At 39.3% G+C, this 12173-nt stretch carries 10 protein-coding genes; 2 read left to right on the top strand and 8 right to left on the bottom strand.

Annotation, left to right across the window (positions count from 1 at the left end):
- Positions 1 to 198: 198 nt before the first annotated feature.
- On the bottom strand, positions 199 to 2364 hold the full coding sequence (locus tag H5117_RS00825; protein WP_182735966.1) for a TonB-dependent receptor: 2166 nt from the start codon (positions 2362 to 2364) through the stop codon (positions 199 to 201).
- Between the two features lie 133 nt (positions 2365 to 2497).
- A complete protein-coding gene (locus H5117_RS00820; RefSeq protein WP_182196878.1) occupies positions 2498 to 3796 on the bottom strand; it encodes a PAS domain-containing methyl-accepting chemotaxis protein in 1299 nt (432 codons plus the stop codon).
- 360 nt (positions 3797 to 4156) lie between these two features.
- Between H5117_RS00820 and H5117_RS00815 the strand changes: the two genes are divergently transcribed.
- On the top strand, positions 4157 to 5362 hold the full coding sequence (locus H5117_RS00815) for an MFS transporter (protein ID WP_024598262.1): 1206 nt from the start codon (positions 4157 to 4159) through the stop codon (positions 5360 to 5362).
- Between the two features lie 75 nt (positions 5363 to 5437).
- Here the strand turns inward: H5117_RS00815 and H5117_RS00810 are convergent, their stop codons facing one another.
- The 4 genes from H5117_RS00810 to H5117_RS00795 form a co-directional block, all read right to left on the bottom strand.
- The gene (locus tag H5117_RS00810) at positions 5438 to 6484 is read right to left on the bottom strand and encodes an NAD(P)-dependent alcohol dehydrogenase (RefSeq protein WP_002958143.1); all 1047 of its coding nucleotides are present in this window, start codon (positions 6482 to 6484) and stop codon (positions 5438 to 5440) included.
- A gap of 142 nt (positions 6485 to 6626) precedes the next feature.
- Entirely contained in the window at positions 6627 to 7340 is a 714-nt protein-coding gene (locus H5117_RS00805) for a DUF1499 domain-containing protein (RefSeq protein WP_076925126.1), read from the bottom strand.
- A 107-nt stretch (positions 7341 to 7447) separates the two neighbouring features.
- Positions 7448 to 8788, bottom strand: a complete 1341-nt coding sequence (locus H5117_RS00800) for a DUF1501 domain-containing protein (RefSeq protein ID WP_182720681.1) — start codon at positions 8786 to 8788, stop codon at positions 7448 to 7450.
- A 9-nt stretch (positions 8789 to 8797) separates the two neighbouring features.
- Entirely contained in the window at positions 8798 to 10705 is a 1908-nt protein-coding gene (locus tag H5117_RS00795) for a DUF1800 family protein (protein ID WP_182735965.1), read from the bottom strand.
- Positions 10706 to 10875: 170 nt separating this feature from the next.
- Here H5117_RS00795 and H5117_RS00790 point away from each other — a divergent pair, with 170 nt between their 5' ends.
- Positions 10876 to 11091 carry a hypothetical protein gene (locus H5117_RS00790; RefSeq protein WP_002958138.1) on the top strand — a complete coding sequence of 72 codons (216 nt, stop codon included), beginning with the start codon at positions 10876 to 10878 and terminating at the stop codon, positions 11089 to 11091.
- 207 nt (positions 11092 to 11298) lie between these two features.
- Here H5117_RS00790 and H5117_RS00785 read toward each other — a convergent pair whose 3' ends face one another.
- Both H5117_RS00785 and H5117_RS00780 read right to left on the bottom strand, forming a co-directional pair.
- On the bottom strand, positions 11299 to 11643 hold the full coding sequence (locus H5117_RS00785) for a hypothetical protein (RefSeq protein WP_182735964.1): 345 nt from the start codon (positions 11641 to 11643) through the stop codon (positions 11299 to 11301).
- A gap of 15 nt (positions 11644 to 11658) precedes the next feature.
- A complete protein-coding gene (locus tag H5117_RS00780) occupies positions 11659 to 12123 on the bottom strand; it encodes a nuclear transport factor 2 family protein (RefSeq protein ID WP_076925132.1) in 465 nt (154 codons plus the stop codon).
- Positions 12124 to 12173 lie beyond the last annotated feature (50 nt).

Here is a 12173-nt window from a genome sequence, read left to right as displayed (position 1 = left end):
CATTGGGTGATGAACAAGTTACTGCTTTTTACTGCATTGCCTTAAAATAACGCTGTAAAATTAGTACAAGCGTGCTTAATAGAACGCTTTTTGCGTACAAATATTTCATAAAAATAAGTTTACGGCTTACATATTAAAGCGTATGAAAAAAGCCATAACACAGTTATGGCTTTTACTTTATTTTAAAATTTAATTTAGTTAAAACGCGTAACTAATGCTTACATTAAATGAACGACCCTGCCCAGCAAGTTGTTCAAAACCGTTGCTGCTATCTTGTTTAAGTGCTGCAATACTTACGCCGCCTAGTGGGAGTTGGTAGTACTCATCAAACACGTTACTCACTTCTGCGCTTAGCGTTAATGAATCCCATGTGGCTTTAGAGCTTAAATTAACCAAGCTGTAGCTGTCTGTTTGGTTTTCAAAACGATTATTATCTACACGGCTTTTATTATCGACCCACTGCCAAGATAATGCGTTTTCAAACCGACCCATTTGCTGGCTAATACCTAGCTGGGTCTGCAGTGGTTTAATTTGATAAAGCGGCTGGTTAGTATCGTCGCGCTTGCCTCTCGTATTAGTAACATTAGCGTGTAACTGCCAGTTACCTAAATCCTTAGATTCATAAATGTTGGCTGTTAAATCTATTTTTGCACCATATAAAATGGCATCTACATTAGTAAACTGCAAAATATTACGCGCTGTGTTGTCCAAGTCATAACTATTGAAGCTTCTTACAATATCAGCATCAATATAGTCGCTCACATCTGTATACCAAACATTGGTGCTTAAACGCCAACGGTCATCTTTAGCCGATTTAATATAAGTAGCACTTAAAGTATGCGCTGTTTCAACGTCTAAATCAGGGTTACCAATATAGCCATTACCATCGCCATACCAACCAATCATGGTGGTTGCCATATTACTTACGCCCCAGCTGTATCGCTCGTATAAATTAGGCGCGCGGTTTTTACGGGCTAGACCAAATTGCAGCTCATCATAATTTGTTATTTGGTAGTTAATTAATAAGTTAGCATCAACTATAGTGTCGGTTTTATCTCTGCCGCCAGCATTAAAATTCTGTGCAGCAATGCTATTATCTGTAGACGTATCGCTCATGGTCATACTTTCCATACTGCCCATATCGCTCATATAGTCCATATCCATCATGCTCATACCGTCGTTGTAAGGCTGAACCTCACCTACTTGGGTATTAACACTTTCAATACGTACACCTGCGTTTAGCCACAGTTTTGTATTTATTTGGTTCTCATATTCAGCAAATGCTGCTATGCGCTCTCGTTTGCCATTATTTATATTTACGTAATCGTCTGGTCCCATCATGGTTGAGCCTTCAATACCTGGCCACCAATCATCAATGCTGTAATTGTAATATTCTTGAGCGAGTAAAATACTGCTATTTTTATCAAGCGCAATACGCCATTTAAGCTGCGTACTTATATCTTGTGCATCGGTTTTCATTGGCATCATGCCTGTTTTTTCTTGGCTAAAAAAACCCATTTCGTGCTTTACGCTATGCCAGTTGACTTGCCCTTCAAGCTCGCTGTTTTCAAAGGAGCGTTTGTATTGAGCTATTGCACCGTAGCTGGTGTTATCGGTCATATCCATATACTGATTTGCAAATCCCTGATATGGGATTTTTTGATGCGTTAGCTTTATAACTAATTGCTGTTTATCATCGCGCATAGCTGCGGTTAAACTATGATTTTGTGCTCGGTACAATGTATCTAATACTACATCGCCGTTACCGTCTTCATAACTATCTGCGTCACTAAACGCCCCCTGGTAATTAAGGCTAAACGTGTCACTTGCTAAACGTGCACCTACGCCAAGCTTACGTCCGTTATCAACACTACTGTACTTTGCTGACACATAGCCTGAGTGCCAATCTAATTCATTGCTATCGCTATACTGTGGTGAAATAGAATTAACGCTTATTACGCCAGCAATATTATCGCCGCCCGCGCTCACTGGCGACACGCCTGCAGCCACATTGTAAGACGAAATTTGATTAGCCGAGATATACGAAAGTGGCGGGTTCATATGATTAGCGCATGCAGCGGTAACATCTGCGCCATCAATTAACACTTTAACTCTGTCGCCCATTAAACCATTTAAAATAGGGAGGTTAGATACGCCGCCCGCAGCTGAAAAGTCGACACCTAAATCACTTAATAACGATTCTGACGAACCAAGTGCTAAGTGCTTATTTTGGGCATGTCCGTGTACTTCAATTACTTCTAAAGACGTATCGTCGGCAAATGCAAAAGGAGATAGCACACCGCTAATAAAAAGTGCGACAGGGGAAAGTAAGTAAGTTTTTTGAGTTTTGCTTTTATAAACCATTGTTAATTTATGCCACTGTAATAATTGGCGTAATTATAGTGTGAACTGCAAAAGCAAAAGCGCGACATATTGTCGCACTTTATCAATTTTGAATGTTGTTAGGCGTGTTTAATCTAAAAGGTCATATAATAAATTAAGTATTTAACTCAGCGACTGTTTGAGAAACAATATCAGCCCCTCGCTCAATCTCTTTAATAACCTCAGATACATTCGCAATAAGCTCTCGCCCTTGCTCTGAAGAGTCTGAAACCGACGTAATTTGCCTTGATATATCATTAGTGAGCTCTTGGTTATTTTTAACAACGGTCGCTATTTCATTAGTTGAACTACTCGTACTGGCTGCAAGTTGCCTTACTTCGTCAGCTACTACAGCAAAACCTCGACCGTATTCACCAGCACGTGCAGCTTCAATAGCAGCATTGAGTGCAAGTAAATTAGTTTGATCAGCAATGCTGCTGATTGTAGAAACAATGGAGCCTATTACAGCTGATTGTTCATTAAGATTTTTAATTAAATCAACTGACTTAAGAACTTGGCTTACAATGGCATCTGAGTTTGCAACAGAGCTTTGTAGTATCTCAGAACCTTTTTTAGCGGTTTGCGCTGTAGCTACCGCCGATTCATACGCGATTGCAGCGGCTTCAGTTACTGCATTATTATTGTGTATACGATCAGTAATATTTGATGCAAACTTAATTATTTTAATTACATTACCTTTGCTATCTAATATTGGGTTATAAGTAGCTTCTAGCCAAATTTCTGAACCGTCGGCAGCAATACGTTTAAATTTTCCTGACTTAAACTGCCCCTGCGCTAATTCATTCCAAAAGTGTGGGTTTTTCTCATAAAACACTTCAGTACAAAACATTTTATGATGTTTACCTACAATATCTTTTAAGCTGTAGCCTACTGTTGCTAAAAAGTTTTGATTTGCGCTTAAAATATTACCTTGTGGGGTAAACTCTATTGTAGCCAATGCTTTATCGAGTGCACTAGCTATCGCTTCTTGTGCCTTTCGTTGTATATAACTAGTCGTAATATCAGAGGCTATTTTAATCACTTTAGTGACTACGCCATGCTCTTCTACAGGAAAGTAAGTTGCCTCAAGCCAAAGCTTATCGCCATTAGCTTTGTATCTTAAAAACGATCCTGATTTTGAATCTCCGGTTTTTAATGCTTGCCAAAATTGGCTATATTCATCTGACTTTGCATATTCAGGTTCGCAAAACATGCGATGATGTTTGCCAATTATTTGCTCTTTGCTGTAGCCTACAGTAGCTAGAAATAACTGATTTGCGTCTAATATTATTCCTTCAGGTGTAAACTCTATATAAGCCACATGCTTGTTAATTGCCGACAAGATAGACTGTTTTTGAATTAATTGAAGCTCCATTTCTTCAATTTTTGCGTTTCTTTTAGAAATACCAAACATATAAAAACCTTAAGGAGTAAATTAGTAAAAACATTAGCAGAATAACGTTAAACAAATATGTAACTATACTGTAAATATAAGCTCTAAATAACCTTTCGGCGAATATTTAACACCTTATAGATGCATGCTTTATAAATAGTTTTTTTATTTTATAAATTTTAAGTAGCATTTACTTCTAATTAACATTTATAAAACCTAACAAAAACACTAATTTATGCATGACTCTGTACTTTTTTTAACTTAAAATAGCACTCTCACAGACTACCCTCTCACACCAAAGTTTAAGCATACATATAATATTTTCTATTCAGAATTTATTGTGCTGTTTCACTTTTAAAATTAAATCTTAAGGGATCACCTATGACATCAGATGTAACGTCGGCATCTAGTCAACTTAACAGAACCGCTATTTTACTCGTATTAGCACTTGGCACATTTATTTTAGGATTATCTGAGTTTTCGATGATGCCTATGCTGCCACTAATTAGCGAAACATTTGGCTCAACGCCCTCACAAAGTGGTTACGCAATTAGTGCTTACGCCATTGGTGTTGTAGTGGGTGCGCCTATTTTAATGCTTACCACTGCTAATATGAGAAAGCGCAAAGCATTGCTCATTTTTATAAGCTTAATGTTTATCTCAAACGGGTTAAGCGCGATGGCAACGTCGCTTGAGCAGCTTGTAATATTTAGATTTTTAAGTGGCTTACCTCATGGTGCATATTTTGGTGCTGCTATTTTATTAGCATCAGATATTGCCCCAAAAGGTAAGCGTGCAAGCTTTATGTCTAAGGTGTTTATGGGTTTAACTGTGGCTACTATTGTTGGCGTGCCTATAGTTACACTTGTAGGTCAAAATTTAAGTTGGCGTTATTGTTTAGCTGGCGCTGCAGTACTGGCCTTTATTGCTTTTGTTTTTGTTTATAAAGTAGTGCCTAGTATCGATAACGCTAAGCCTTCTAACTTACTAAACGAGTTTGGCGTACTTAAAAATAAACTGGTTTGGTCCATTTTGGGTATTGTAATTATTGGCTTTGGCGGAGTGTTTTGTATTTATACTTACATTGCCGACACCATATTAGTGGTAACAAAAACAGCTCCGTATACTATTTCTATCGCAATGGTAATGTTTGGTATCGGTTGTACACTCGGTAACTATGTACTGGGTAAAGCTGCCGATAAATCAGCAATTAAAACGACTGGCCTTGCGCTTGTATGTACTATTGTATTTGCCTTTGCATATGTAACGGCAAGCCATAATATTTGGGCTCTTTACGCGGTGATCTTCTTTATTGGTTGCAGTGTGGGCTTGGCTACGCTGATTCAAACGCTTTTAATGGACGTTGCGCCCGAAGGCCACGCTATGATTGGTGCCTTAGTACAGTGCGCATTTAATACTGCCAATGCTATAGGTCCTTGGGTTGGCGGAATAGCAATAGCGCAAGGTGCTGCACCTAATCAAACAGGTTACGTAGCAGCTGCATTGTTTTTAGGTGGTTTGGGTATGTGGCTATTAAGTTACTTACAACTAAACAAACAGCAACCAACAGCGCAAGCTACTAATTAACTGAGTTCGAGTTAATTTAAAATACAAAAAGAGCCGCTAATTAGCGGCTCTTTTATTTTTAATTTACCTAGTAAATTAAGCGTTTAACGATGCCATATCAATAACAAAGCGGTATCGTACGTCAGATTTTTCCATACGCTCGTATGCCGTGTTAATTTCGTCAATGTTGATCATTTCGCACTCAGGTAGCACGTTATTTTCACCACAAAAGTCGAGCATTTGTTGCGTCTGTGCAATACCACCAATAAGTGAGCCTGCAATACGACGGCGACCCATTAATAATGGCACCGTGCTTAGCTCATCTACAGGACCAACTTGGCCAACAATAACTAATGTACCATCTACATCAAGTAGCGGTGTGTAAATAGATAAATCATGTTTTACAGGGACTGTATCTATAATGACGTCAAAGGCAGATTGCGAGTCTTTCATTTCGTCATCATTAGATGACACTAAATAGTGCTGAGCGCCTAATTTAACCGCATCATCTTTTTTAGACTCACTACGGCCAATTACCGTAACGCTTGCACCCATTGCAACTGCATTTTTAACGGCCATGTGACCAAGACCACCTAGACCAACAACACCAACACGGCTACCTTTTTTTACGCCCCACTTATGAAGTGGCGAATACGTAGTAATACCTGCACAAAGTAGCGGTGCAACGCGTGAAAGGTCTAAATTTTCTGGTACAGAAAGTACAAATTCTTCGCGTACAACAACATGCTTAGAATATCCACCTTGGGTCATTTCACCACTAACGCGGTCTTTTCCTGCGTACGTACCAACCATGCCTTCGCGGCAAAATTGCTCTTCGTCGTTATCACATTGATCGCAACTTTGGCACGAATCAACCATACAACCCACAGCAACTGTGTCGCCTTGCTTATATTTTTTAACGTCGCTACCTACCGACATAACTTTACCAACAATTTCGTGCCCAGGTACTAGCGGGTAGTCACTGCCACCCCAATCATTTCGTACGGCGTGTAAATCTGAATGGCACACACCACAGTATAAAATTTCAATTTCTACATCGTTATTTCGCAAATCGCGGCGCTCAAAAGAAAACTCTGTCAATTCAGAACCTTGGCTTTTTGCTGCATATCCTACTGTTTTCATAATAACTCCATAGTGGTTAAAAATTTAAATCATCAACAGCATAGTCCATAGCCCGTGAATAGAACCTGACAATATAAAATAGGCACAAAAAAGCCCAAACAGTGTTTGGGCTCAATCGTTAGTACTAGGGCGCTAAATTTAATTATTTTGCAAGTAAGCTGTTTAGTTCATTAATAATTGAATGAATGCGCTCTGCATTTTTTCCTAAATCACTACGCCCTACTCGCGATTTACTACGAATATCAACAAAACGCTGGCTGCCTTCATCTTTAATACGAATTACCACATCGTCTTTAAAACCAAACCATGTGGTTGTATCAGTAGCTTCTACAATACCTGTAGCCGTATTTGCACTTACCACTGCAAAGCCAAGATTTTTAACTGCTTGTTCGCTTGCTGCCATCAAATCGGCTTTAGATTGTGCAAAGCTTAACGTTGCCAGTTCAGGGTATGCTTTGCGTTGCTGTACTGCCGTTTCTTCACCTGCGTACTCTACTGGATTTGGTGCTTCAACACGCAGTGGCGCAATTGCTACAAATTTTGGTGGGTTAACTAAATCTGTTGAAATATCATGAATTGCCGGTACGCTTTTAGCTTTGTTCATCATGTTAAGTGGCATAGCAATAGCCACAACCGAAAACACAAGCGCAATAACACCACTGCTTAGCGTTAACGTTTTACGCATAAATAACGCTTGTACTATAAGTAGCACCAATGCAGCGCCACCAGCGTAAACACCAAATTTAAAACCAGCAAACGCAGTTCCTAGCTCTACAATACCAAATTTATACAAAGGCCCCGGTAGTATGACGAGTAAAAAGGCGATTAGACTAACTAAGCTCACTAAAACTTTCATTTTATGATTCCTATATTGTGTGATTTTTTATTATTAAAACAATTAAGCACTATTAAACAGTAGCTTATACTACTAACAAGCGCTTTTAGATTACTATTAGCGACTAATTACACAAAAAAGTCCAATGTTGTGTGATCAAAGTTACTCAAGTTTGGAAAAATATCAACAAGCTCAGAGCTTGGCACACCAAACCACTGAGCCAATGTGGCAAAGTACTGCTCATTAGCAACACTTGGAATTAAACGCCCGCCACCGGTATCTTGTGCGCCATCCAAATGTTGAGTTAATAGCTCGCCATATATATTGCCGCCTTTTACTGCGCCGCCCATTACTATTTGGTTCCCTGCCCAACCATGGTCAGTGCCATCGCCATTTGATGTCAACGTGCGACCAAAATCAGACATAGTAAACGTAGTCACTTTATCAGCCATATCAAGCTCTTTCATCGCACTATCAAATTCACTTAACCCTTGAGCTAACGTATTTAATAAAGCAGGGTGCGTTGTTAATTGGTTGTCGTGGGTATCATACCCCCCCATAGAAACAAAAAACACTTGGCGTTGAGTACTCAACTTTGCCTGTACGCTAATTGTTTTAGCGACTGCGGCAAATTGCTCACTAAGGCTATTATCGCTAAATGGGGTAATAAGTGCAGGCGCGCTTTCTAACGCGCTGTTCATTGCTTGAGTGTTATTTATCGCACTTGTTAAGCCATTGGCATAAGCTGTACTTAACGGATGCCCTGTATTACCTAGTAAGCGATTCATAATAGCGGTTACGTGCTCGCTTCGAGGTTGATACCCTCCAAACGCGTTGATATTACTAATGCCGCTTTTGTTAAGCGCAAATGCACTCGTTGTACTTCCCGTTTGCCATAGATTAGTACCGTCGAGTGATACATTAGCTGCAAACTCATCTTGTAACTCTAAACGTTCTAAAAGTCGTGCGCCCCAACCACTGTTAAGTGATTGTTTTTCTCTACCATACATCCACGCAGCCTGCTGATCGTTATGCGAAAACAAATGCTTAGGCAAACCTATTGTTTTATTTTTATAGTCATTCAATGTTGTGGGAGCGAGTAAAGTACCTACCCCGCCTATAAATGCTAAATTTTGAGATTCAAACACATTTTGTATCGGTTCAAGTGAAGGGTGAATACCGACTCCACCTGCAAACTGGCTTTTAATGCTTAGCTCAAGTGGGCTCTCTACCGCTAGGTTTTGCCTGCTTTGCTTGTACAAACTACGTTGCTCGCCTTCAAGCGGAACGAGCATATTTAGCGAATCATTCCCTCCGTATAAATAAACACACACTAATGCTTTGTAATCACCTAGCTCAACAGCATTAGTCGCTCCAGTTAACGCTTGTAATTGCAGGCTTGTTAACGCGGCGGCCGATACGCTGCCTTTTACACATAACGACAAAAACTCTCTTCTATTAATGCTCATTATGCGCTCCTAATACTGCACGTTAAATTCAGGTGAAATAGCAATCATATATAATAAATACGAAACCCGTTCACGGTATTGCTCTTCATTAAAATAGGCATCTAAATCAAATAATGCTTGGCGAGTGTCACTGCTCATTGCGCCTGCAAAATATAGCGTGTTGTACTGAGTTAATAGCGCGCTAACACCGTTTTTCTCTAAAACATTCATGTCGTCTTGAACATAAACATAAATACCATTTGAATTTAAATCACTGTGCGCTTCTGCGGTACTCCACACTAAACTTGCGTAAAGCGCGTTCATGGTGCCAATCAGTGTCGCATCGTTTGCTATTTGTAACTCTGGCGCAACAATACCTTCATTTCGCAAAGCTGCGGTTTGATAATCAGGCCTAAAAAAGTTAAATACCGAAGCCGACTGCATGGGTCCTTGCCCGTAGCTATTTATTAAATTCCATGTTTTATAGTAACCAGCCAAAGATTTAGCATCGAGATTTCGCCAAAACTGTACGGTTTTTAAAATAGGCTCTTTAATTTTACCTTGATAGTTAAGCACTGAGCCAAAATGCCGTGCTTCATCATCTAAATATATAGCCTTTACTACAGCCGCTAAATCGCCGCGTACACCGGCGCCATTATCAATAAATATATTAGCTACTCGTTCAACGTATTGGGGGGTTGGATTTGACGTAATTAATCGCTGAATAAGCTGCTTAGTAATAAATGGTGCAACATTTTGATGGTTAAATAAATTATCGAGCGCTATTTGCAATGACTCTTCTGCTGTATAACCTTGTGGTATAACCTCGCCATTTAGTAAGGTTTTTTGTTTACTAGAATGGTACTCGTCAAATGCTTCCATTGGTTTAATATAGTCACGACTTTTACGCTTAAATGTTTCACTATCGGCAAACGTCCAACCAGTAAATACGCGTGCAAAACCCTCTATTTCGACCTGTCCGTAAGTAGCAATAGTATTACCTTGTGCATCAAGCTTGGCGCTGCCATCTAGGTTTAGCTCTTCAAGGCCAATAGTAAATAACTGCATTACCTCACGTGCGTAATTTTCATCTGGGCGAATATTAAGTGCATCGTCTGCTTTTTCGTTACTCAAATGGCTTAAGTAAGTTCCCATAATAGGCGAAAGCGTGACCTCTTCGAGTAAGTCACGATAATTACCAAAGGCATGCTTTAGTAGCAAATCGTAATAAGTGATCATGCCCTCAGGTTGGCCTCTTAAGGCACTGTTTTCATCCGACACTACTAATATTTCACTTAACGCAAATGCAACACGTTGACGAAGTTGATCGTCACTTTGCATTACTGCCTTCCACCATGCGTCTATGCGGCTTATGTATTTAAAGTCATCATCGTCATTTAACTTTACTAAATAATCACGGTGATAATTAATAGGTAGCGCTATTTGTTTATCAAGCCATTGCTGCTCGCTTAAACCTTGTGCGTTTTGTATTTCACTAAGCTTAGGTCCCATTGTTGCTTGGTGTAGTAACCGTGCGGCGCTAATGTCATCCATATTATTACGTGCAGTAAAGCTTAGCGTTTTTACACTGCTTGCCCCTTCGTTATCGGTTGCTGTTACCGAAAAAGCATAATCAACAGGCTTATAACTTTGCGCATTTAGCAGTGTTACTGAAGTAGTTGTTGCCTCTAAAGGCCCACTAATTAGTTCAGGCCCTTGCGTTTGTTGCCACACAACAGATGTAATAGTGCCGTCTTTATCACTGGCTGTTGCTGTTAGCTCAATTGTTTGGCCTTTACTTAATTCACTAGGAATATCAGCGACTGACAAAATGGGGATTTTATTTCCGTTAACGGTTGGCGTATCATCGGAGCCTGAACCACCGCAAGCGCTTAGTATAAAAACCGAGCTTGCGATAAGGGCAAATTTATAATGCATGTAAAGTCGTCATCATTTGTTAATTAAAGTACGTTAGTGTGTACCGAGTTTAATGCATTTATTGAAACACAAAATTTACAATTTAACTCTTTATTTTTTGTAACCGAATCATGAACGCCCCATTAATAATGCGCTAGCAGCTGGGGTAAACAGCCAGAGCTTTATTATTTATGAAAACAGAAATTCGCTATTGTTTTGAATCATCACAAGTTGCTAACCGATTTTTACACGAGCTCAAAGACTGGCCGGTTAACGATGTAAAAACACGACTTTTTAATGGCGGCGATAGTGTAAAAGTGACATACGAATACGACGAAAGTGGTTTTGATTACACTTGCGCCGAACTTGATGACCTTGCACAGAGCCATGGCGGGAAAGAGGTTTAGCAGGCAGTAACATAAAAGTAGCGCCTATTCTTATAATAAAAGCCAAGATCATGCCGATACTCTGCATTTAGCTGTATAGGGTGCTTTACAAAAATTAACTACCATAAAAAATAGCTATGTATAAATAGCCTTACTGTATAAAAAGCGCCATTGATACAGTGCTTCAATGGCGTAAAATTATATTTTTAGATAGAAAAAAAGCTGAAACTATTTCGCTACCGAAACTTCCACTTTCGATGAAGATGAACTCGCAAGATCCAGTACTTCATAATAATTTAAGCCATCAATTTTTTTACCAATAATAAAATAATTCATTTCATTCATCATGGTTGGGTCGCCTAAAACATCTTCTGCGCTTTGCACATCAGAAAATTGAATTGCAATTAAGGCGCCTATAAAGCGCATTAAATCTTGAGATTTTAATGTCTTTAAAACTTTGTTAACTCCCGCCTGAGTTGACTCAGGTGTAGAACCATCAAATCTAAAATCACTTTTTGTACTAGCGCATGCACTAAGCATTAATATTGATAGTGCGATGAGTAAATGTTTCATATATATCCTTATTTGTTATTCGTGATACTTGCGGATCATCGCCACTTTACCGTTTTCAACTTCTATTACTTCCATCATTGTGGAGGTGTATTCTATTGGCTGCTTACTTTGCGGATGAATACCTTTTACATAGTTTTTATAACGAATAGCAAAGCCTGTATTGTTAAACACAAATGTATTAAGCAGTGTGCTCTCAAACAACGTGTGCGCACCTAAGTAAAAACTCATACCTTTGCGCATCTGCTCTTTGCCATCAGGAGTACGTGAGTCATCCGGTTGATACGGAATATGCTGATTGCCAATATCATCGGTTAACAATGCAAGATAAGCCTCAAGCTCTTTAGCACCTGCGTTAGGTGCTTGTGTGGCGGTCATTGTTTTATAGTATTGCTGCGCAAATGCATTTAAGTCGAGTGGCTTTTCAGCATAAGCCGAAAAAGCAGTTACTAGAGCCAAACCTAACGTTAAAAGTAACCTCATTGACTATTCCCTGTAGTTAAAAATATTTTATAGGTACATTACCTTAGTAA

This window comes from Pseudoalteromonas sp. SG45-1, assembly GCF_014164135.1.
Classification (GTDB): Bacteria; Pseudomonadota; Gammaproteobacteria; order Enterobacterales; family Alteromonadaceae; genus Pseudoalteromonas; species Pseudoalteromonas distincta.
Note: the sequence above shows the minus strand (reverse complement) of the source record. Positions and strands in the feature narration are given on the sequence as shown.